Annotated in this window: 21 protein-coding genes; 8 read left to right on the forward strand and 13 right to left on the reverse strand. The window is 63.2% G+C overall.

Annotated features, from left to right (window positions below; genetic code table 11):
- Nucleotides 1–130: 130 nt before the first annotated feature.
- The 6 genes from hisS to FKM97_RS06490 form a co-directional block, all read right to left on the reverse strand.
- A complete protein-coding gene (gene hisS / locus FKM97_RS06465) occupies nucleotides 131–1,609 on the reverse strand; it encodes a histidine--tRNA ligase (RefSeq protein WP_144291554.1) in 1,479 nt (492 codons plus the stop codon).
- 80 nt (nucleotides 1,610–1,689) lie between these two features.
- Nucleotides 1,690–2,982: a glycolate oxidase subunit GlcF gene (gene glcF / locus FKM97_RS06470; RefSeq protein WP_144291555.1), complete on the reverse strand. Its 1,293-nt coding sequence runs from the start codon at nucleotides 2,980–2,982 to the stop codon at nucleotides 1,690–1,692.
- 15 nt (nucleotides 2,983–2,997) lie between these two features.
- Complete coding sequence (glcE, locus tag FKM97_RS06475; RefSeq protein WP_144291556.1) at nucleotides 2,998–4,221, reverse strand: glycolate oxidase subunit GlcE; 1,224 nt, start codon at nucleotides 4,219–4,221, stop codon at nucleotides 2,998–3,000.
- A complete protein-coding gene (locus tag FKM97_RS06480) occupies nucleotides 4,222–5,718 on the reverse strand; it encodes an FAD-linked oxidase C-terminal domain-containing protein (protein ID WP_144291557.1) in 1,497 nt (498 codons plus the stop codon).
- A 275-nt stretch (nucleotides 5,719–5,993) separates the two neighbouring features.
- Nucleotides 5,994–6,623, reverse strand: coding sequence for a LysE family translocator (locus FKM97_RS06485; protein ID WP_144291558.1), 630 nt, complete (start codon nucleotides 6,621–6,623; stop codon nucleotides 5,994–5,996).
- A gap of 3 nt (nucleotides 6,624–6,626) precedes the next feature.
- On the reverse strand, nucleotides 6,627–7,352 hold the full coding sequence (locus tag FKM97_RS06490; protein ID WP_170240786.1) for an MOSC domain-containing protein: 726 nt from the start codon (nucleotides 7,350–7,352) through the stop codon (nucleotides 6,627–6,629).
- 88 nt (nucleotides 7,353–7,440) lie between these two features.
- Between FKM97_RS06490 and FKM97_RS06495 the strand changes: the two genes are divergently transcribed.
- Genes FKM97_RS06495 through FKM97_RS06510 form a run of 4 tightly spaced genes read left to right on the forward strand, consistent with a single transcriptional unit; the run spans nucleotide 7,441 to nucleotide 11,201 of the window.
- The gene (locus FKM97_RS06495; protein ID WP_144291560.1) at nucleotides 7,441–8,214 is read left to right on the forward strand and encodes a (Fe-S)-binding protein; all 774 of its coding nucleotides are present in this window, start codon (nucleotides 7,441–7,443) and stop codon (nucleotides 8,212–8,214) included.
- 6 nt (nucleotides 8,215–8,220) lie between these two features.
- Nucleotides 8,221–9,639 carry a LutB/LldF family L-lactate oxidation iron-sulfur protein gene (locus tag FKM97_RS06500; RefSeq protein ID WP_144291561.1) on the forward strand — a complete coding sequence of 473 codons (1,419 nt, stop codon included), beginning with the start codon at nucleotides 8,221–8,223 and terminating at the stop codon, nucleotides 9,637–9,639.
- Nucleotides 9,632–10,321, forward strand: coding sequence for a LutC/YkgG family protein (locus FKM97_RS06505; RefSeq protein WP_246104956.1), 690 nt, complete (start codon nucleotides 9,632–9,634; stop codon nucleotides 10,319–10,321). Before FKM97_RS06500 ends, FKM97_RS06505 begins: the two co-directional genes overlap by 8 nt.
- Before the next feature lie 28 nt (nucleotides 10,322–10,349).
- Complete coding sequence (locus tag FKM97_RS06510) at nucleotides 10,350–11,201, forward strand: fumarylacetoacetate hydrolase family protein (RefSeq protein ID WP_144291562.1); 852 nt, start codon at nucleotides 10,350–10,352, stop codon at nucleotides 11,199–11,201.
- Between the two features lie 95 nt (nucleotides 11,202–11,296).
- Here FKM97_RS06510 and groL read toward each other — a convergent pair whose 3' ends face one another.
- The 3 genes from groL to FKM97_RS06525 all read right to left on the reverse strand — a co-directional run bounded on the left by groL (nucleotide 11,297) and on the right by FKM97_RS06525 (nucleotide 14,497).
- Entirely contained in the window at nucleotides 11,297–12,946 is a 1,650-nt protein-coding gene (groL, locus tag FKM97_RS06515; protein ID WP_144291563.1) for a chaperonin GroEL, read from the reverse strand.
- Between the two features lie 81 nt (nucleotides 12,947–13,027).
- A complete protein-coding gene (locus FKM97_RS06520) occupies nucleotides 13,028–13,318 on the reverse strand; it encodes a co-chaperone GroES (RefSeq protein WP_144291564.1) in 291 nt (96 codons plus the stop codon).
- Between the two features lie 372 nt (nucleotides 13,319–13,690).
- On the reverse strand, nucleotides 13,691–14,497 hold the full coding sequence (locus FKM97_RS06525; RefSeq protein WP_170240787.1) for a glycoside hydrolase family 19 protein: 807 nt from the start codon (nucleotides 14,495–14,497) through the stop codon (nucleotides 13,691–13,693).
- Between the two features lie 215 nt (nucleotides 14,498–14,712).
- On the opposite strand from FKM97_RS06525, the gene aptA reads away from it, so the two are divergent.
- From aptA to FKM97_RS06545, 4 genes are all read left to right on the forward strand, one after another.
- Complete coding sequence (aptA, locus tag FKM97_RS06530) at nucleotides 14,713–16,062, forward strand: omega-aminotransferase AptA (RefSeq protein WP_144291566.1); 1,350 nt, start codon at nucleotides 14,713–14,715, stop codon at nucleotides 16,060–16,062.
- A 193-nt stretch (nucleotides 16,063–16,255) separates the two neighbouring features.
- Entirely contained in the window at nucleotides 16,256–17,128 is an 873-nt protein-coding gene (locus FKM97_RS06535; protein WP_144291567.1) for a TIGR01459 family HAD-type hydrolase, read from the forward strand.
- A 66-nt stretch (nucleotides 17,129–17,194) separates the two neighbouring features.
- Complete coding sequence (locus FKM97_RS06540) at nucleotides 17,195–17,623, forward strand: MaoC family dehydratase (protein WP_144291568.1); 429 nt, start codon at nucleotides 17,195–17,197, stop codon at nucleotides 17,621–17,623.
- Complete coding sequence (locus tag FKM97_RS06545) at nucleotides 17,620–18,612, forward strand: bifunctional riboflavin kinase/FAD synthetase (RefSeq protein WP_144291569.1); 993 nt, start codon at nucleotides 17,620–17,622, stop codon at nucleotides 18,610–18,612. Before FKM97_RS06540 ends, FKM97_RS06545 begins: the two co-directional genes overlap by 4 nt.
- Here the strand turns inward: FKM97_RS06545 and FKM97_RS06550 are convergent.
- The 4 genes from FKM97_RS06550 to ubiA are packed head-to-tail and all read right to left on the reverse strand — an operon-like array spanning nucleotide 18,609 to nucleotide 21,989.
- The gene (locus FKM97_RS06550; RefSeq protein WP_144291570.1) at nucleotides 18,609–18,854 is read right to left on the reverse strand and encodes a DUF4170 domain-containing protein; all 246 of its coding nucleotides are present in this window, start codon (nucleotides 18,852–18,854) and stop codon (nucleotides 18,609–18,611) included. The two genes, FKM97_RS06545 and FKM97_RS06550, sit on opposite strands and share 4 nt — an antisense overlap.
- 14 nt (nucleotides 18,855–18,868) lie before the next feature.
- Complete coding sequence (locus FKM97_RS06555; protein WP_428977895.1) at nucleotides 18,869–19,663, reverse strand: inositol monophosphatase family protein; 795 nt, start codon at nucleotides 19,661–19,663, stop codon at nucleotides 18,869–18,871.
- The gene (locus FKM97_RS06560; RefSeq protein WP_144291572.1) at nucleotides 19,641–20,987 is read right to left on the reverse strand and encodes a TldD/PmbA family protein; all 1,347 of its coding nucleotides are present in this window, start codon (nucleotides 20,985–20,987) and stop codon (nucleotides 19,641–19,643) included. The genes FKM97_RS06555 and FKM97_RS06560 overlap by 23 nt, the downstream gene beginning before the upstream one ends.
- 45 nt (nucleotides 20,988–21,032) lie before the next feature.
- Nucleotides 21,033–21,989, reverse strand: a complete 957-nt coding sequence (gene ubiA, locus FKM97_RS06565) for a 4-hydroxybenzoate octaprenyltransferase (protein WP_342783542.1) — start codon at nucleotides 21,987–21,989, stop codon at nucleotides 21,033–21,035.
- Nucleotides 21,990–22,018 lie beyond the last annotated feature (29 nt).

Genomic DNA, 22,018 nt, shown 5'->3' on the forward strand with positions numbered 1-22,018 from the left:
TCATCTTCTCCACCGTCATCCTCGGGCTTGACCCGAGGATCCAGGGTCGCCCAGGGAAAGCGCGTCCCCCGCGGCTCCTTGATGCTCGCATCAGGCCCGGGCCTGACGGTCGATGGTAGGGTAGGGCACATCAGGAATACCGTGCCAGGATCTCTTGCACCGCCGCCACCAGAGCGTCGCGCTTGACCGTCACCTGGGCGGGGCGGGCCTCGCGCCATTCGTCACGGCCTTCGATGGCCTTGGCGGCCTCGGCACCGGCGACCAGGTCTTTCACCTGCACCTCACCGCGCGCCAGTTCGTCACCTCCCTGGATGATCACGCAAGGGCTGCCGCGGCGGTCGGCATATTTCATCTGCGCCTTCATGCCGGAGGTGCCGAGATACATCTCGGCGCGCAGCCCCGCCTGGCGGAGCTCGGTGACCATGGCCTGGTAGTCGCCCATGCGCTCCTTGTCCATGACCAGCACCACCACGGGTGCAGCCGCCCCCTGGTCCTCGATCTTGCCCAGATGCTTCAGGGCCGCGTAAAGCCTGGAGACGCCGATGGAGAAGCCGGTCGCCGGTACCTTCTCACCACGAAAACGCTCGACTAGCCCGTCATAGCGCCCGCCGCCGCCGACGGAGCCGAAACGGGTGACCTCGCCCTCCTCGTTGCGGGCATCAAACAGGAGCTCGGCCTCGAAGACGGGGCCGGTGTAATATTCGAGGCCGCGGACGACGGACGGGTCGAAAGTGATTCTGTCTTGCTCATATCCAGCATCTTTACAATGCAACAGCAACTGTACAGTTTCACTGATAGCCAAATCTTCGGATCCAATTAAATCATTAACTTTAGCAAGCTTCTCGGCGCCATCCTTGCCAACGATCTGTAGATACGCCAACACAATCGTGACGTTATCTTCAATCAGGCCTGCTCCTTTGGTGACGTCGCCACTGGCGTCTGTACGCCCAGATGTTAACAGGTCTTTGACACCGTCCAGACCGATCTTGTCCAACTTGTCTATAGCTCGCAAAACCGTTAGACGGCGCCCAGAATCTTCAATGCCAGTCAGACCGACGGCTTCCATGACGCCGTCGAGGATCTTGCGGTTGTTGACGCGGATCACGTAAGAACCGCGCGGGATCCCCAGCGCCTCCAGCGTGTCGGCTGCCAGCATGCAGATTTCGGCATCCGCCGCCGGGTTGCTGGTGCCCACGGTGTCGGCGTCGAACTGCATGAACTGGCGGAACCGGCCTGGTCCCGGCTTCTCATTGCGATAGACCCAGCCCGAGCGATAGGAGCGATAGGGCTTGGGCAGGCTGTCGTAATGCTCCGCCACATAGCGGGCGAGGGGGGCGGTCAGGTCGTAGCGCAGGGACAGCCACTGGTCGTCTTCGTCCTGGAACGAGAACACGCCCTCGTTGGGGCGGTCCTGGTCAGGCAGGAATTTTCCCAAGGCGTCGGTATACTCGATGGTCGGCGTCTCGACGGGATCGAAGCCATAGGATTCATAGACCTGCTCGATGGTCTGCAGCATCTTCTTGAGCGCGCGGATCTCGCTCGCCTCGACGTCGCGAAAGCCTTTCGCGACGCGCGCCTTGGGGCGCTCCGATTTCAATGTCTTGCTCATCCGAGCGTCAGTCCTGCCGGTTGGTTCTGTGCGGCGGGTTCTATCGGATGGATGTCACAGCGGCAAGGCGTGAGCGCGCGTCAGCGCACCATGGCCGCCGGCCGGGGGCCTCCCGTTGCCCAGTCGAGCAATTCCACCGTGTGCGTCACGGGAATCTCCGTGCCGGAGCCGAGCTGGGTCAGGCAGCCGATATTGCCGGTGGCGATGACGTCGGGGCGGGTCGCGCGGATGTTGTCGAGCTTGCGGTCGCGCAGCCGGGTCGCGATCTCCGGCTGCAGGATGTTGTAGGTCCCGGCCGAGCCGCAGCAGAGATGGCCCTCCGCCGGCTCCACCACCTCGAAGCCCGCCTCCGACAAAAGCTGCTTCGGGGCCGTGCGGATCTTCTGGCCATGCTGCATGGAACAGGCCGAATGATAGGCGACCCGCATGGCGATGGGCACGCGCCCCTCGGGCAGGCCCTGGGCTGCAAGGAACTCGGTCACGTCCTGGGTGAGGGCGGAGACCCGCGCCGCCTTCTCCGCATAGAGCGGATCGCGCTTCAGCATGTGGCCGTAATCCTTCACCGTGGTGCCGCAGCCGGAAGCATTGATGATGATCGCCTCCAAGCCCTCGCCCTCCATCTCGGCGATATAGGCGTCGATATTCGCGCGCGCTTTCGCCAAAGCATCCTCGTCGCGGCCCATGTGATGGGTGAGCGAGCCGCAGCAGCCCTGGCCCTGCGGCACCACCGGCTCGTAGCCGATGCGGGCGAGAAGGCGCGCGGTCGCCTCGTTGATCGACGGCGCCAGCACCGTCTGGGCGCAGCCGGTGAGCAGCGCCACGCGGCCGCGCCGCTTGCCGGCGCTCGGCATGGCCAAGGGCTTCGCCTCGGGCAGGGTGCGCGGTGCGAGCCGCAGCATCGCCGCCAGCGGCCGCAGCGGCGGGATCGCCTGCAGCAAAGGGGCAAAGGGGCGTCCCAGCCGGCTCAGCTTCAGGGCGGTGCGCATCCGGTCCGGATCGGGGAGGACCGCCGCCAGGGCGTCGCGCAGCAGCCGGTCGAACCAGGGGCGGCGATAGGTCTCCTCCACCCGCACCCGGGCCTGGTCGATCAGGTGCATGTAATCGACGCCCGAGGGACAGGTCGTCACGCAGGCCAGGCAGGACAGGCAGCGGTCGATATGCTTCACCACCTCGCCGGTGACGGGCTTGTCCTCCTCCAGCATCTGCTTGATCAGATAGATGCGGCCGCGAGGGCTGTCGAGCTCGTCGCCCAGCAGCACGTAAGTCGGGCAGGTGGCCGTGCAGAAGCCGCAATGGACGCAGGCGCGCAGGATCTGCTCGGCTTCCGCGATCTTCGGGTCGGCGCGCTGGGCTTCGGTGAAGCGGGTCTGCATCGTTACAAGGACCTGTCAACTGCCGTCATACATGCGCCCGGGATTGAGGATGCCATGGGGATCGAAGCCCGCCTTTACGCGCCGGGTCAAGGCGCGGATGCCGGGGGAGAGCGGATCGAAGCTCGCGACCGCCGCTCGGGTGGCCGCATCGGCGCGAATCAGCGTCGCATGACCGCCATGGCGGGCGATGCAGCCGCGCACGCTTGACGCCCCGGCATCGGCTGTCGCTGCCACGTCGCACCAGATCAACCCGCCGCCCCAATCATAGAAGCCGCGTGCCTGAGCCGTGCGGCGCAATTCGTTCAAGACCGCAGCTCCGCGCGCCGGGGCGACCGAGATCCGCCAGACCGGGCGGTCGAAGCGGTCGGCAAGCAGCAGGCCGTCGCGGATGTCGCCCCAGAGCGCGCGCGACGGTTCGGCCTCGACCACCAGGCTGGCCGTCTGGACTGCGACCAGAGCCTCGAGCTTGGCCACGCGATAGGCGACGGAGGGGCCGACGCCCTCCAGCCGGAAGGCGGTGACGCTGGCGCCCTGGCCCGCCGCATCCTCAGGCGCGAAGCGCCGCGCCAGGTCCACTGGGATGTGGGCTGCGCCGGAAATCTCGCAGGCGCTGCCGAGGCCTGCGGACAGGGCGGCTATGGCGGCCTCGTCGTCGAGCCCGAACAGGATCAGGCTCGATTCAGTCTCGGGGGCCGGCAAGACCTTCAGGGTCACCTCGGACATGACCGCCAGCGTGCCCCAGGAGCCCGCCATCAGCTTCGGCAGGTCGTAGCCGGTCACGTTCTTCACCACGCGGCCACCGCCCTTGAAGATCTCACCGCGGCCGCTCACCGCCTTGAAGCCGAGGAAATGGTCGCGGACCGCGCCGACCTTGATCCGCCGCGGCCCGGCCAAGTTCGTCGCCACCAGGCCGCCCGCCGTCCCCGGCCCGCCATTGCCGCCGAGCAACACGGTGAGGTCGGGGGGCTCGAAGGCCAGGCACTGGCCGCGTGCCGTGATCGCGGCGGTGATCTCCTCCAGCGGCGTGCCGCTGCCGGCCTGGATCACCAGCTCCTCGGGCTCATAGAGGCTGATGCCGGAGAGAGCGGTCGTATCGAGGGTCCAGCTCGCATCCATCACCCCGCCGATCGCCCGCTTGGAGCCCGACCCCAAAATCTCGATGGGCGCCTGGGCGGAGGCGGCCCAGGCCACGGCATCGCGCAGCTGGCCGAGATTTTCGGGCTTGAGGACCGAGGCCATTCAGAACCGCGGAATGTTCGGAAACGGCACCTGGCCGCGATGGACATGCATGGCGCCCAGCTCGGCGCAGCGGTGCAGGATCGGGAACACCTTGCCCGGATTCATCAATCCTTGCGGATCGAAGGCGCATTTCAGCCGCTGCTGATGGGCGAGATCGCCCTCGTCGAACATCACCGGCATCAGATCGCGCTTCTCGACTCCCACCCCGTGCTCGCCGGTGAGCACGCCTCCCACCTCGACGCAGAGCCTCAGGATGTCGGCGCCGAAGGCCTCGGCGCGCTCCAATTCGTCAGCGATATTCGCGTCATAGAGGATCAGGGGATGCAGATTGCCGTCGCCGGCGTGAAAGACATTCGCCACCCGAAGCCCGTATTGCACCGACATCTCGCCCATGCGGTGCAATACCTTGGGCAATTGGTGGCGGGGGATGGTGCCGTCCATGCAGAGATAGTCCGGCGAGATCCTGCCCACCGCCGGGAAGGCCGCCTTGCGTCCCGCCCAGAAGGCCAGCCGTTCGGCTTCGGTGGTGCTGACGCGCAGGCCGGCCGCGCCATTGGCATCGGCAATCGCGGAGACCCGCTCGATCAGATGGGTGACCTCGGCTTCGGGACCGTCGAGCTCGATGATGAGCAGGGCCTCCACGTCGAGCGGATAGCCGGCGCGCACGAATTCCTCGGCGGCATGGATCGCCGGCCGGTCCATCATCTCGATGCCGGCGGGAATGATCCCTGCGGCGATGATATCGGCCACGCATTTGCCGGCCTCTTCGCTCGAGGGAAAGCCCACCAGCAGGGCGCGGGCGGTCTCCGGCAGAGGCAGGATCCTGACGGTCACCTCCGTAACCACGCCGAGCAACCCCTCCGAGCCGATCACCACCCCCAGCAGGTCCAATCCACCCGAATCGAGATGCTTGCCGCCGAGGCGGATCACCTCGCCGTCGATCAGGACGAACTCCACCCCGAGCACGTTGTTCGTGGTGAGGCCGTATTTCAGGCAATGCACGCCGCCGGCATTCTCCGCCACATTGCCGCCGATGGTGCAGGCAATCTGGCTGGACGGGTCGGGGGCATAATAGAAGCCCGCGCCGCGCACGGCGTCGCTGATGGCGAGGTTGGTCACCCCCGGCTGCACGGTCACGCAGCGGTCGGTGTAATCGATGTCGAGAATCGACTTGAACTTCGCCATGACCAGGAGCACGGCATCCTCCAGCGGCAGGGCGCCCCCCGACAGGGACGTGCCGGCGCCACGCGGCACCACGCGGATCTGCTGCTCGTGGCAAAATCTCAGGACGGCGGCGACCTGTGCCGTATCGCGGGGGAGAACCGCGACCATGGGCAGCTGGCGATGAGCCGTCAGCCCGTCGCTCTCGAAGACCCGCAACTCGTCGACCGTGTCGATGACCCCTTCGCCCGGCACGATGGCGCGAAGGCTGCGCACGATCTCGCGGCGCCGGGCCAAAACGCCCCGATCCGGCTCCGGCATCCTGAGGCCGCTCATCCTTGCCTGTTTCCCTCATGTGTCACGGGAGTGTCATACCATGGATGGCGGTGCGGTATCCATCGAGAGGGTGGCGACCTTATTCTTCGCTCTCCTTATGCTGCTCGCTCACCGTCATCCCTCTCTCACACCGTCATCCTCTCTCAAATCGTCATCCTCGAGCTTGACCCGAGGATCCAGGGTGAAGCGGTACAAGCTTTCCCCTGTGGTCCTGGATCCTCGGGTCAAGCTCGAGGATGACGGACTTAAACCCAGCTGTGAAAGCGCAGGCGCCTCTATCGCCGGTCGAAGGCCAGCTTGGCGGCGATGCCGAAGAACATGAGGCCGGTCACATATTGCAGCACGCGGGCGGCAACCAGGTTGCGGGCCAGCCACTGGCCGATGCTGCCGGAAAAGACTCCCACCAGGCCGTTCACCACGGTGCCGCCGATATTCAGGACCAAGCCGAAGATCAGGAACTGGGCGAAAACGGAGCCCTGCGAGGGAGCGACGAATTGCGGCACCAGGGCCAGGATGAACATCGCCATCTTGGGATTGAGAACGCAGACCAGGACGCCGTTGCGCCATGCCGAAAAGGCGCTGGTCCTCTCCACATTGGCCGGCCGGAGACCGCCGAGCGGCTCACGAAACGCCTTGACTGCAATCCAGACGAGATAGGCGACGCCGATCCAGCGGATGACCTCGAAGGCCAAGGGTGTCGTGGCTAAGAGGGAGGCCAAGCCCAGTCCCGCGGCAATGGAATGGATGAAGGCCCCGGTGGCGACACCGATGGCCGCCGCCATGCCGGCCCGAGGCCCGGACTTCAGGCCCTGGCCCAGACAGAAGAGCATGTCGGGGCCGGGGGTCAGGTTCAGGGCCAGGGCAATGGGCACGAAGACCAGCAGCGTCTGGAGATCAACGGGCATGGGTCAGACGACCTCGACAGGATCTCCCGGCCGAATCGTGCCGCCGTCGAGGACCTGGCAGAGGACGCCGAATCCCTTGCCGTTCTCCGAGGAGATCGCCGCCAGGATCGATTTATCGAAGGGAATGTCACGCTGGGCAACCATGGTGAAGGCGCAGCGCTCGCAAGGCTCCAGAACATAGAGCCGGACGGCTCCGATGCGGATCTCCTTGCGGATCCAGCGGCCCTCGGCGAAACCTTCATCGGCCTCTTCGGGCAGATCGACGAGGATGTTGGGGCGAAAGCGCCGCTCGTCGACCACACTCTCGGGAATGACCGATTTGAGCGTGCGCAGGGATGCGCTGGTCAGCAGGTGAATAGGCTTGCGACGATAGCGGGGGGCGACGGTTTCACGTGATTCGAATGCGGCCCCATGCGGCTTCAGTTGCACCGGAAAGCCGAAATGGTCCTGCAGCGCCTGCTCCGCCTCGGGCGAACCCGCAGGCAACCAGCCACCATTGGGAGACTGAATTTCGATGCCGGCCTCACCGGTTCTGGCCAGCACGTCGGCAACGACCCGCCACTTCTTCTCCCCCTCGGGCTTGGCAATGCCATTGGTGGCTGCCTCCGCCACGCCCCAGATCCGGTCGCCCTTGATTCCCGTCTCGTCGATCTCCGCTTGCGGCAGCACCTCGCCCCCTAAGGAACTCACCGGATAGCGCCAAACGGCTGCCACTTTCCCAAAGCTCATGAATGGCTCCTGTTTATCACCCTTATACATTGGCGCATTGTGCGGCCAAAGATATAGTCCCGCCAACCAGAGACCGTTCAGGGATCTTATGACCGCTTCTCCGCCTCAAGTTGGCCTTTTCGTCACCTGCCTCGTCGACCTGTTCCGTCCCTCGGTCGGTTTTTCCGCCGTGAAGCTGCTGGAATGGGCGGGCTGCGAGGTGCATGTGCCGGACACTCAGACCTGCTGCGGCCAACCCGCCTATAATTCCGGCGACCGCACCGATACTCAGACCATCGCTCGACAGGTGATCGAAGCCTTCGCGCCCTATGACTATGTGGTCGCGCCCTCTGGATCCTGTGCAGGAATGCTGCACAAGCATTATCCCGCTCTGTTCGAGGCGGGTACAGCCGACCACGCGGCCGCCGCGGCCCTGGCCGACAAGGCCTGGGAGCTGATTTCCTTTTTGACGCAGGTCCTGGGCGTCGAGGCGGTTCCCGCCGAATTCCGCCGCAGTGTCACCTTTCACGATTCGTGCTCGGGGCTGCGCGAACTCGGGATCAAGGCGCAGCCGCGGCAATTGCTCGCCAGCGTGCGCGGGCTCACCCTCGTGGAGATGAAGGATGCGGAGATCTGCTGCGGTTTCGGTGGCACCTTCTGCGTCAAATATCCGGACATCTCCAACGACATGGTGGACAAGAAGGCCATCAACATCGAATCCTCCGGAGCCGAGGTCCTGCTCGCCGGCGACCTGGGCTGCCTCATGAACATGGCCGGCAAGCTGCAGCGGCGCGGATCCACGGTCGAGGTTCGGCACGTGGCGGAAGTCCTCGCCGAAGAAGTGTCCAACCCGGGCATCGGCGCCCCGGCGTCGAAGCGGTAGGCATCCATGCAGATCACGTCCCATACCTTCAAGCGCAACGCCTCCAGGGCGCTTCACGACGAGAAGCTCCAGCGGGCCCTCACCAACGTGCCCACCGGCTTCGTCGACAAACGCGCCAAGGCGCGCGACCGACTGCCCGAGTTCGATCTGCTGCGTGACGAAGGGGCGGCGATCAAGAATCACACTCTGGCGCATCTCGACCTCTATCTCGAGGCCTATGAGCGCAAGGTGCATGAGAGCGGCGGCCATGTGCATTGGGCACCGACGGCCGAAGATGCTCGACGCATTATTGTGGAGCTGTGCACGGAGCGCGGCGCGAAGCTCGTCACCAAAGGCAAGTCCATGGTGAGCGAGGAGATCGGCCTCAACGCGGCCCTCGAAGCGACCGGGGTCACGCCCATCGAAACCGATCTCGGAGAATACATCATCCAGCTGCGCGGCGAGACGCCGAGCCACATCATCGCGCCGGCCATCCATCTCACCAAAGACCAGATCGAAGCCGACTTTCGGCGCGTGCATACGGATCTTCCCGCTGATCGCATCATCACGGATGCGCCCGAGCTCGTAGCCGAGGCGCGCGCTGTGCTCCGCCAGCGCTATGTCGAGGCGGATATCGGGATCACGGGGGCGAATTTCCTCATCGCGGAGACGGGCACGTCCATCACCGTCACGAATGAAGGCAATGGCGACCTGACCCAATCGCTGCCGAAGGTGCATATCGTCATCGCCTCGATCGAGAAGATGGTGCCGACGCTGGAAGACGTCTCTACCATTCTGCGGGTCCTGGCACGCTCGGCCACGGGGCAGGAGTTTTCCTCCTACACCACCTTCTCCACCGGGCCGCGGCGGGAAGGCGACCCCGATGGTCCGGAAGAGTATCACGTGGTCATTTTGGACAATGGCCGTTCCGGAATCCTGGGCACCGAGTTCCAGGACATGCTGCGCTGCATCCGCTGTGGCGCTTGTCTCAATCACTGCCCGGTCTACCAGGCCGTGGGAGGACACGCCTATGGATGGGTCTATTCGGGGCCCATGGGCGCCGTCCTGACGCCGTCGCTGGTGGGAGTGGACAAGGCGGGGCAATTGCCGAATGCCTCGACCTTCTGCGGCCGCTGCGAGGAGGTCTGCCCGATGCGCATTCCTCTGCCGCGCATGATGCGAAGCTGGCGGGAGCGCGAGTTTGAGCGGCATTTGTCGCCGGCGACGACGCGCGCCGGGATCAAGGCCTGGGCATGGCTCGCGTCCCGGCCCAAGCTCTATGGAATGGTCACCGGGCTGGCGGCGCGGGCGCTGCGGCTGCTGGGGGGGCGGGGAGGGCGCTTGCGACGCCTGCCGCTGGCTTCCGGCTGGACCCAGTATCGTGACTTCCCGGCGCCCGAGGGGCGCACCTTCCGGGAGCAGTGGAAGGAGCGGCAGCGTGGCTGATGCCATCCATAACCGTTCCGCCGTGCTGGGGGCCGTGCGTCGGGCCCTGGCGGCACCGGCCGGCGATCCGCAGCGCAAGGCCGCCGTGGATAGCCGTCTGGCCTTGCATCCCCGCAATCTCGTCCCGCAGCGGGGCACTCTGCCCGAGGCCAAGCGCATCCAGCTGTTCAAGGAGATGGCGCTGGCGGTGAATGCCTCGGTCGTCGACGTGGCGCGGCTCGAGGAGGTGCCCGATGCCGTCGCCGCCTTCCTGCGTTCCTGCAACCTGCCGCCGCGCTTCCGCATGGGCCGCGACGGCTATCTGCGCGGCCTGCCCTGGTATCGGATGCCCTCGCTGGAGCGGCTGGAGGGGCCGGCCGTGGTGACGGACGAGGCCTCCCTGTCGCGTGCCTTCGGTGCGGTCGCCGAGACCGGAACTTTGGTCCTGACCTCCGGCCCCGGCAATCCCGTCACGCTGAATTTCCTGCCCGACAACCACATGGTGGTCGTCGAGGCCGATCGTATCGTCGGCTCCTATGAGGAGATCTGGCAGCGGCTGCGCTTCCTCAACGGGGAGGCCGTGATGCCGCGGACCGTCAACATGATCACCGGGCCATCGCGCACCGCCGACATCGAGCAGCAGATCCAGCTCGGTGCCCATGGCCCCCGTCGTCTGCACATCATCATCGTCGGTGGGCGGTGAGTTTCAAATCACAGGGAGAGAACGGAAGATGAAGCTTGTACGCTATGGAGACGTGGGCTCGGAAAAGGCGGGCCTGATCGACAAACAGGGCCGGATCCGGCAACTCGTGGACATCGTCGACGACATCACGCCCGAGGCATTGCATCCGAAGAATCTCGATCAGATCCTCGCCGCCGATCCCGAGAAACTGCCGATCGTCATGACCGAGCAGCGGATCGGCGCCTGCATCACCCATTTTCAGAAGTTCCTGGCCATCGGCCTGAACTATACCGACCATGCCGAGGAAACTGGCGCCAAGGCGCCTTCGGAGCCGATCGTGTTCTCCAAGCAGCTGAACTGCGTGGTGGGACCCAATGACGACGTGCTGCTGCCGCGGGGCTCGGTCAAGAGCGACTGGGAGGTCGAGCTCGGGGTCGTGATCGGCAAGCAGGCCAAATACATCAAGGAAGGCCAGGCGCTGGACTATGTGGCCGGCTATTGCACCGTCAACGACATCTCTGAGCGCGAGTATCAGATCGAGCGCCAAGGACAGTGGACGAAGGGCAAGTCCTGCGACACGTTCGGCCCGATCGGCCCCTGGCTGGTGACCAAGGACGAGGTGAAGGATCCACAGAATCTGCGGCTATGGCTCGATCTCAACGGCAAGAGCATGCAGGACGGCTCGACTAAGGACATGATCTTCGGGGTCGAGGAGATCGTCGCCTATGTGTCGAAGTTCATGACGCTGATGCCGGGCGATCTGATCTGCACCGGCACGCCGGCCGGCGTCGGCCTCGGCAAGAAGCCGCAAATCTTCCTGAAGGCGGGCGACGTGATGACGCTCGGCGTCAAAGGGCTCGGCGATCAGCGGCAGAAGGTCGTCGCGGACCCGGAAGCCTAGGCTTCGCCCCTTCCTGCGTAGAGCGCGCGCCTAAGAGAAAGGCCGCCCGGATTGCTCCGGGCGGCCTCTTTGTGTCTCGATGTGCCGGGGCTGGCTTAGAAGTCCATGCCGCCCATGCCGCCCATGCCGCCGCCGGGCATGCCGCCGCCGTGGCTGTGACCGGCATCCTTCGGACGCTCGGCGACCATGGCTTCGGTGGTGATCAGGAGGCCGGCGATGGAGGCTGCATCCTGCAGAGCCACGCGGACAACCTTGGTCGGATCGATGATGCCCTTGGCGACCATGTCGACATATTCGTCGTTCTGGGCGTCAAAGCCATAGGCGCCGGTGTTCTCCAGCACCTTGCCGACCACGATCGAGCCTTCGGCGCCGGCATTGTCGGCGATCTGGCGGATCGGGGCTTCAAGGGCTTTCGCGACGATATTGATGCCCGCCTGGATGTCGGGATTGTCGCTGTGGAGAGCGGAGACCGCCTTCTTGGCGCGCAGCAGAGCCACGCCGCCACCGGGGACGATGCCTTCTTCGACGGCCGCACGGGTCGCGTTGAGAGCGTCGTCGACGCGGTCCTTCTTCTCTTTCACTTCGACTTCCGTCGCACCGCCGACGCGGATCACGGCGACGCCGCCCGACAGCTTCGCCAGACGCTCCTGGAGCTTCTCGCGATCGTAGTCGGAGGTGGTCTCCTCGATCTGCTGACGGATCTGGTTGCAGCGGCCTTCGATCTCATCCTGGCTGCCGGCACCGTCGACGATCGTGGTCTCGTCCTTGCCGATGCGGACGCGCTTGGCGCGGCCCAGCATGTCGAGGGTCACGTTCTCGAGCTTTATGCCCAGATCTTCGGAGATGACCTGGCCCTTCGTCAGGACGGCCATGTCTTCCAGCATCGCCTTGCGACGATCGCCGAAGCCCGGAGCCTTCACGGCTGCGACCTTCAGGCCGCCGCGCAGCTTGTTCACGACCAGGGTCGCCAGGGCCTCGCCTTCGACGTCCTCGGAGATGATGAGGAGCGGCTTGCCGGTCTGGACGACGGCCTCGAGGACCGGGAGCATGGCCTGAAGGTTGGAGAGCTTCTTCTCGTGCAGGAGGATGTAGGGTTCCTCGAGCTCGGCCACCATCTTCTCGGCGTTGGTGACGAAATAGGGCGAGAGGTAGCCACGGTCGAACTGCATGCCTTCGACGACGTCGAGCTCGGTCTCGGCGGTCTTGGCTTCTTCGACGGTGATGACGCCGTTGTTGCCGACCTTCTCCATGGCGGAGGCGATCATCTGGCCGATGGCCTTGTCGCCATTGGCGGAAATCGTGCCGACCTGGCCGATTTCATTGGAAGAGGACACCTTGCGGGACTGGCTCTTGAGCTCCTCGACGGCCTTGATCACGGCGAGATCGACGCCGCGCTTCAGGTCCATCGGGTTCATGCCGGCGGTCACCGACTTTGCGCCCTCACGGACGATGGCCTGGGCCAGGACCGTGGCGGTCGTGGTGCCGTCGCCGGCGAGGTCATTGGTCTTCGAGGCCACTTCGCGCACCATCTGGGCGCCCATGTTCTCGAACTTGTCCTCCAGCTCGATCTCCTTAGCGACCGTCACGCCGTCCTTGGTGATGCGCGGGGCGCCAAAGGACTTGTCGATCACGACGTTCCGGCCCTTGGGGCCCAAGGTTACCTTCACCGCATCGGCGAGGATGTCGACGCCGCGCAGCATCTTGGCGCGGGCATCAGTGGAAAAACGTACGTCTTTCGCTGCCATGTTCTGTCTCTTTCGGTTGGTGTGGCGGGGCGGGCTCGGCGCCTGTCGCCCCTCATTCGATCATCGGGAAGACGGTGAGGCTCAGGCCTCGAGCACGCCCATGATGTCGCTTTCCTTCATGATCAGCAGCTCTTCGCCGTTGATCTTCACTTCCGTGCCGGACCACTTGCCGAACAGGATCTTGTCGCCCTTCTTGACGTCGAGCGCGACGACCTTGCCGTCATCACCGCGTGCACCGGGGCCGGTGGCGATGATCTCGCCCTGCTGCGGCTTCTCCTGGGCTGTGTCCGGAATGATGATGCCGCCGGGGGTCTTGGCGGTCTCCTCGATACGCTTCACGACAACGCGGTCGTGCAATGGGCGGAATGACATAAGTTCTACTCCCTAAGAGCAATGCGTCCCCAGACATTGGGGTCGCGGAATTCCTGGACCTGGGAAATGGCGCGACGCGGGCACAACGCCCGGAGGCGACCAGTTGTTAGCACTCAGCATGGGTGAGTGCTAACGGTGCGCTAGATAGGCGATCTGGGGAGGGGAAGTCAAGGGGAGAGATAGGCGGTCCAATCCGAAGCGCAATGGAGGCCTCGAATAATCATCGCCCACCCGGCGCTCCAGCGCAGCCCGACACTCGGCTTTTAGCTGGATAGCGCCTGCGAAGGCGGATTATTTCGATGACATCCTTAAGAAGGATCGGAGGCCTGCAAGGATCGCAGCCTCATGCGTGTCCGACGCGGGCAGCGTCTCTCAGACCAAGAAATACGCTTCCGCGGGATCTGCCGGCCCCGCGGGCTCAGGCAATCCCGCCAGGGCCTCGCACACGGCGGGATGGCCGATGCCATCGATGGTGAGGCCGAGCTCCTTTTCGAGGGCCTTCACGGCCGCGACGGTCGCGGGGCCATAACGACCATCCGCATCGAGGCCCGCCCCGCGCTTCTCGTTCAGCAGGTGTTGCAGCTCCATAACCGCCTGGCCGCGATCTCCCGGACCCAACAGGCCTGCAATCTGGGGCATGAGCGAATCGGTCTCTCCCAAAGCTTCGCAGGCCCGCCCGAAATAGAGCTTGCGGTCGGCAAAGCCATTCACGCCGCCATTGATCCGCCGGGTGACGCCGATGAAATCATTCGCCTCCGCCAGAAGGTTGAGGCTGCGGGAGCGCCAATAGCAGAGAGCGATCTCGACGGAGATCGCCGGATCCGCCGCCTGGTCGGGATCAGAGACAAGATCACGACCGATCATCTCGCCCATCTTGCCGTAATTGTCGCGGCCGGTCAGCATGAAGATGCCGCGCCCCTTGAACCGCACGCCGTCCCCCGACTCGGTATTGCCGAGGTCCCCTCGTCGCTCATAAGCCTCGCCCGAGGCATATTCCCGGGTCACTCGAAATCCGTCCGTCTCGTGAGCCGCCTGGGCGATGAAGTGGATCACCTGCCGCATCGTATCCAGGCCGTAACGCGGGCCAAGCTCGGGCAGCTTCGATGCGACGGCCTGGAGGATCGCCTCGTCGCCTTGCGGTGCGATGCATTTCAGCTGCTCAAAAGTCGGATAGATCATCCCCGTCTCCTCGCCGCATCCTATCATGATTGGACGACCGGTAGCAGCCCTGCCGGAGCTGCTGCGGGGGGCGAAGATCCGGCATGACGGCGGCCACGGGCCGATCTGTGCTCCATTCCGTCGCAGGATGGCGATTTGCCCAAGCCCCCATGCCTCTGATAGGGTGCGCACGCGTTTCAGGCTCCGCTTGAGCCTCTTCTCGTCTGGAGACCATCATGTCCGAAGCCTATGCGGCTGGAGCGGCTTGGGAGCCCTCGCCGAATAATCTCGAATCCTATTGGATGCCGTTCACGGCGAATCGTGCCTTCAAGCAGCAGCCCCGGCTGATCGCACGTGCCAAGGACATGCATTATTACTCCACCGACGGTCGTGCCGTGATGGACGGCACTGCCGGCCTCTGGTGCTCCAATGCCGGCCATTGCCGCGGACCCATCGTGGAGGCCATTCAGAAGCAGGCCGCGGAACTCGATTACGCGCCGAGCTTCCAGTTCGGCCATCCCAAGGCGTTCGAGGCCGCCTCGCGGGTCGCGATGCTCGCGCCCGCCGACCTCAACTATGTCTTCTTCTGTAATTCCGGATCAGAGGCCGCCGACTCGGCCCTGAAGATCGCGCTCGCCTATCACAATGTGAAGGGGCAGGGACAGCGGACCCGGCTGATCGGTCGCGAGCGCGGCTATCACGGTGTGGGCTTCGGCGGCATCAGCGTCGGCGGCATCGTCAATAATCGTAAATTCTTCGGCGGCCTGCTCACCGGCGTCGATCATCTCCCGCATACCTATAATCGCGAGCACCAGGCGTTTTCGCGCGGCGAGCCGGAATGGGGCGCGCATCTGGCGGATGATCTTGAACGCATCGTCACGCTGCATGATGCTTCCACCGTGGCTGCCGTCATCGTCGAGCCCATGGCCGGGTCGACGGGCGTGCTGCCGCCGCCGAAGGGCTATCTGCAGCGTCTGCGCGAGATCTGCGACAAGCACGGCATCCTGCTGATCTTCGATGAGGTCATCACCGGCTTCGGGCGTCTCGGATTTGCCTTCGCGGCGGAACGATACGGCGTCATTCCCGACATCATCACCTTCGCCAAGGGCGTCACCTCGGGTGCGATTCCGCTGGGTGGGGCCATTGTGCGCGATCATGTCTACGAGGCCTTCATGAAAGGCCCGGAGAATGCAATCGAGCTGTTCCACGGTTATACCTATACAGGTCATCCCATCGCGGCGGCAGCCGCCATCGCCACCCTCGACGTCTATCGCGACGAGGGCCTGTTCGAGCGGGCCCAATCCATGGAGACGATGTGGGCGGATGCCGCACATGCCCTCAAGGACGCTCCGAACGTCGCCGATATCCGCACCATCGGCATCGTCGCCGGCATCGATTTGCATCCGCACAAGGACGGGGTCGGCAAGCGCGGCTACCAGGCGATGACCAAGGCCTTCCACGATCATGACATCATGATCCGGGTGACCGCCGATACCATCGCCCTGTCGCCCCCGCTCATCATCAGCGAATCACAAGTCGGAGAAGCCTTCGACAAGCTCCGCAAGGTGCTCAACGCGCTGGATTGAGAGCGGGGCTTCGCCTCGTCCGCTCCTTCCGCGGTTATCCGGGGCGGGTTGAAACACCGAGAGTGTTGCTGCAAAAAACCGGGATCCCGATCGGCTTTTGCCACGAGATCCCGGCGCTCCGCTCCGGCCGGGACAACCCCGATCCAACTGCTCCCTCTTCCGCAGGGGAGAGCTATGAGACGGCAATAGATTCATGACCGACATCATTGAAAGTGCGGCCTCGCTCGCCGGCCGCTACAAGGCTTGGCTTTGCGACGTCTGGGGCGTGGTCCATAATGGCGTCACGCCTTACCCGGAGGCGGTGGAGGCCCTCATCGCCTATCGGCAGCAAGGCGGCATCGTCGTCTTCATCACCAATGCGCCGCGGCCCTATCATCCCGTCATCGACCAACTCAACCGGCTCGGCGTTTCCGCGCAGGCCTATGACCGAGTGCTCGCGTCGGGCGACGTCATGCGGCGGATGGTGATCGAACATGGCCATCCCGCCGTCCATTTCCTCGGCCCCAATCGGGATCGGGGCCTGATCGAGGGCCTGGACATCGCGGAGGTTCCCATCGAGGACGCCGAGATCGTCTTGTGCACCGGCCTGGTTGATGATCTGACCGAGACCCCGGAGGATTACGATCCCCTGCTCGAAACCATGGCCGCCAAGGGTCAGATCTTCTACTGCGCCAATCCCGACAAGGTGGTGCAGAAGGGCGACCGCCTCCTCTATTGTGCCGGTGCCCTGGCGGACCGCTACGAGGCGCTCGGCGGCAAGGTCATCTTTACGGGCAAGCCTGACGCGCTGATCTATGGCGATGCCCTCGCCATTGCTTCCGATCTCGCGGATATGGACCTCGGACGCGACGATGTGCTGGCCATCGGGGATGGCATGGAGACGGATATGCGCGGCGCTGCGCTCAATGGCATCGATGCGCTGTTCGTGGCCGGCGGCATTCACGCCCATGAGCTTGAAGATTTGCATAATGGCGATCCCGCCGCCCTCGATCCCCTTCTTGCCCGGCTCGACGAGACAGCTCCCGGACTGCGGCTTCAGGGGATCATGCCGGTCCTGCGCTGGTAAGTCCTTTCGCGTTGCAGCAGGCCCGCCGCGCGATTAAAGTCCGCCGCGCCCGAGGAGGGGCATGTGATGATGGAACCCCGCGCCCATAATTTCGAAGATCTGTCGATCGGCATGTCGGCCAGCGTCAGCAAGCAGCTCAACGAGACTTCGATCGAGCAGTTCGCCGATCTGTCGGGCGACCATAACCCGGTTCACCTGGATGAGGCATTTGCCGCGACGACAATGTTCAAGACGCGGATCGCGCATGGCATGTTGTCGGCGAGTCTGATCTCGACGGTGATCGGTATGCAGTTGCCGGGGCAGGGGACAATCTATCTGTCGCAGAGCTTGAGCTTTCGTGCACCTGTACGTTGTGGGGACACCGTCGTTGCTCGCGTCGAGATCGTGGAGATCGATGCACGCCGAAGGCGCGTCACTCTCGCCTGCACGGCAAGCGTGGGGGAGACGGTCGTGCTGGATGGCGAGGCAAAGGTGCTCGTGCCGGAACGCTCATGATCATCATTGAGAACGATCAAATCGCTCCTGAAACATGCCGAAACGCAGTTGTTGCAATTGGCAATTACGACGGTGTCCATCGGGGCCACCAGATGTTGCTCAGCCTCGCTTTTCGGGAGGCGCGGGCTCTGCACGCACCATTTGGCGTTGTCACTTTTGAACCGCATCCGAGAACGTTGTTCCGCCCGAATGAGCCCGTGTTCCGGATTACGCCGCCAGCGATGAAAGCCAAGCTTCTCGGGGGCTGCGGTGCCGACTTCATGCAGATCCTGACCTTCGATCGGGACCTCGCCAGCAAGGAGGCCGAAAGCTTCGTCAGGGAAGAATTGGTAGACAGGCTCGGGGTTTGCCATGTGGTAACAGGGTACGACTTTCATTTTGGAAAGGGTCGCAAGGGCTCGCCCGAGATGATGCGGACACTCGGCAAGGAGCTCGGCTTCGGGGTCACGGTGGTGGAGCAGGTCACCGACGATGACGGGGTTGCTCCCTTCTCTTCCAGCAGCATTCGCCGGGAACTTCGTCAGGGGGAAGTTTCATCGGCAAATCAACAGCTTGGCTATCGGTGGACGGTCCTTTCCAGGGTCGTTCCGGGGGATCAGCGGGGGCGCACCATGGGCTTTCCTACCGTCAATATCGCCCTTGAGAACGGTTGCGATCCCGGTGAGGGGATCTATGCTGTCCGTGTTCGGAATGGTGAAAAGGCTTGGCGGGGCGCAGGTTACATCGGTAAACGGCCGACCTTCGGGAAGACGGACGTGGTGCTGGAAGTCTATCTGCTGGGCTTCTCCGGGGATCTCTATGGAACCGAGCTCGCAGTTGAGTTCGTCGAATTTATCCGTCCGGATCAAGCCTTTAGCGATGCGGAAGCGCTGACCGCGCAGATGCAGAAGGACGTGCAGGCCATCGATGCCGTCCTCACGACCGTCGAGGCCAACGATCCCATCGCCCGATTTCCCTTGGGCAAGCTCCAGGGCGAAGGTCGCCTTTAGGTCGTTGCGTCGGGGTCCAGCAGGCGGTGCAGATGGACGATGAAGTAGCGCGTCTGCGCATTGTCGACAGTGGCCTGCGCCTTGGCCGCCCAGGCCTTCTTTGCCTCGGAAAAATTCGGGTAAATCCCTACAATGTCGAGATCTTTTAAGTTCTTGAAGTTGATCTCATCGAGGCTGCTCAGCTCTCCGCCAAAGACCAGATGAAGCAATTGACGTGGGGGCAGCGACGCCGGTTCGCTCATCAGAGACCTCCTCTTCAGCCTGAAAAATGCGGCAGATGTTCCATGAATTGACGGTGTAAAGCAGGGCCCGACGCCAACACCCCGGGATGCTTCGTACTGGGTTGGTTATAGAGGGGAATATCTCCCGCCAGAGTGGTCACCACGCCTCCGGCTTCCGTCACCACCAAATGAGCCCCGGCGATATCCCAGTCGCTGGTGTTTCCCAAGGCAAAACTCGCGTCGAATTCTCCCGTGGCGACGAGGCAAAGCCGCAGGGCGATTGACTTTCGCATGTCCAAATTCATGGCCGGCCAGACGCGTCCAGCCCAGCGGTTTGCCCGGAAAGCAGTGTCGCGAGCAAGCAGCCGCGCCTCTTCGAAGCGATCACAATTGCTGACCTGCACAGGCTTGCCGTTCAGCGTTGCACCCTCGCCCCGTGCTGCACAAAACAAATCATCCGTCGGCGGACTGTAAATCGCTGCCGCGAGCGGAATGCCGCGCTCCACCAAGGCAGCTGAGACGCACCACTCATGCTCGCCGGCCATAAAAGACCGTGTCCCATCAATGGGATCGACGATCCACACCAAGTCACGATCCAGGCGCGTCTTGTCGTCGGCAGTCTCCTCCGACAGCCAGCCATATTGCGGACGAGCTCCTGTCAGCCGATTCTTGATCAATGTATCGACCGCGAGATCAGCTTCTGTCACGGGCGTACCATCGCCCTTGTTCCAGTTTTCAACGCCCTTGTTCCGCAGAGCAAGCGCCAGAGCGCCGGCCTCTCTTACGGCCTCGGCGAGGAGGACGAGATCAGCGGCCGGCAATCGTTGCACCTTCCACACTGATGGAGGGGGCATTAATTCCACCGCGATCCTCCATGTCGTCCGCAACCTTCATGGTGCGGAAGAGATCCTTCAGATTTCCAGCCACCGTTATCTCGGCTACGGGATAAGTTATTTCGCCGTTCTCAATCCAGAAGCCCGCGGCGCCACGGCTGTAGTCTCCAGTGACGCCATTGACACCATGGCCAAGCATGTCCGTTACAAGAAGCCCTCGCTCAACTTCGCCGATCAGCTGCTCACGTGATCTCTTCCCGGGCTCCAGCGTTACATTGGTCACGGAAGGCGAAGGCGGCGAGCTTATGCCCCGTGTCGCGTGACCCGTTGATGCAAGACCCAATTTCCGTGCCGACCGCGTGTCAAGAACCCAGCTGTTGAGACTGCCGTTCCCGACCAAGGTCAAAGGACGGCTTGCCATTCCCTCGCCGTCAAAGGGGCGGGATCGGGCGCCTCTACACTTCAAAGGGTTATCTGTGATGCTGACTTCCTCTGGAAAGATTTGGGCACCAAGAGACTCTTTCAAAAAGCTGGTACCCCGAGCGACCGAGGCGCCATTCACGGCGCCCAAGAAATGGCTTATAAAACCGCGGCTCATTCTGGGTTCAAAGACGATTGTCCCCCGGCAAGAGTCCACCTTGCGCGGGTTCAGGCGCCGAATAGCGCGATCTGCGGCGAGCGCGCCAATTTCCTGCGGAGATCTAAGATCAGCGAAATAGACCGCACTTGAGCTGTCGTAGTCGCGCTCCATGCCGGTCCCACTGCCGGCAACAGCCGTACATGACACGCTAAAACCTGACCGACGATAACTGCCTGCAAAACCATTGGAGGTGACAAGCGCAATTGCCGCAACCGAATACCCGGCGCCTGCACCTTCGGAGTTTGTGATCCCTGGTACAGCCAGTGCAGCCTCTTCGGTTTCGCGTGCGAGCCTTTCCAGGTGATCCGGATCAAGAGTGGTAGAATCAAACAAGTCCAGATCCACGGGCTTGTGATCATATAACTCGCGCATGACAAGCGCGCTAAATGGATCCGGAGGCGTCACACGCGCCATGGCAACCGCGCGTTCTGCAAAAGCCAAAAGATTCGCTTCGGAAAAATCGTTGGTCGAAACAATAGCCTGCGAATCTCCGATGAAGACCCGCAAGCCAATGTCCTGTCCTTCGGCACGCTCGACATCTTCGAGCTGGCCTAGGCGTATGGCGGTTGAAACCGACAAAGCTTCTACGACAACGGCGTCGGCCGCATCGGCTCCAAAACGCTTGGCGTGGGCGATTGCCTGCTCTGCGATCCCTATGAGATGGTCTTGAGTGTCTTCCATGGTCCCTCATCTAGGGTGAAGCACGCGCTGCGGCAATGCGACTTCTCAAGCCCGAAAAAGACTATCCGCAACTAAGCCCGCGAAAATGATCAGCCCTAGGTCGCGGTTTGATCGGAAAAGTCTCAGGCAACGCGCCCCGTCGTCAATGTCCAGGGTGAGGATCTGCCAGGCGATATGAAGCGCCGCCGCAATCCAGCTTACGACAAATATCAAACCCCCATCGGCCCACCATGCAGCCACTCCCAGGCATAGAAGGAAAAGAGCATAAAAGGCCATCAGCCAGGATCGAGTGGCCGTGCCGAATTTCAACGCCGTCGACTTAACGCCGATCAGCGCATCGTCATCCTTATCTTGATGGGCGTAAATTGTATCGTAGCCAAGGGTCCAGGCGATGCCTGCGAAATAGAGCAAAACGGGAGGCCAAGCCAAGGATCCAAAGGCTGCTGCCCAACCCAGAAGCGCACCCCAATTGAATGCTAAACCCAGTACCAGCTGCGGCCAATATGTGACGCGCTTCATAAAAGGATATGTCGCCACTATGCCGAGCGAGGTCACGCCTAACGCGATCGCAAAGCTATTGAATTGGAGGAGAACGCAGCACCCGACGAGGGAGAGAATCACCATAAAGGCTGCAGCCTGCCGAGTGCTCACCTGGCCGCTGGGTATGGGACGTGATCTCGTCCTTGCGACCTTTTCATCGATGTCGCGGTCGACAATATCGTTGTAGGTGCATCCCGCCCCTCTCATGACCAGCGCACCGAGGGCGAACAAGGTGATCAGGCCCATGTCGGGCAATCCGCCGCCCTTGGCACTTTGCGCCAAGGCTATGGACCACCAACAGGGCAGCAGTAAAAGCCATGTCCCTATGGGTCGGTCAAATCTCGCCAGCCGGCAATATGGGCCAGCCCAAGACGGGGCAAAACGATCAACCCAATTCCCTTGCGACGCGTCCGCAACTGACCCACTTGGTCTTTGGTTTATTGTCATTTGTTGCTGAACCATCGCGGCGACGGTGGGGAAGAAAATCAGGC

Origin of the sequence: Rhodoligotrophos appendicifer (genome assembly GCF_007474605.1) — a bacterium.
Taxonomy (GTDB): Bacteria; Pseudomonadota; Alphaproteobacteria; order Rhizobiales; family Im1; genus Rhodoligotrophos; species Rhodoligotrophos appendicifer.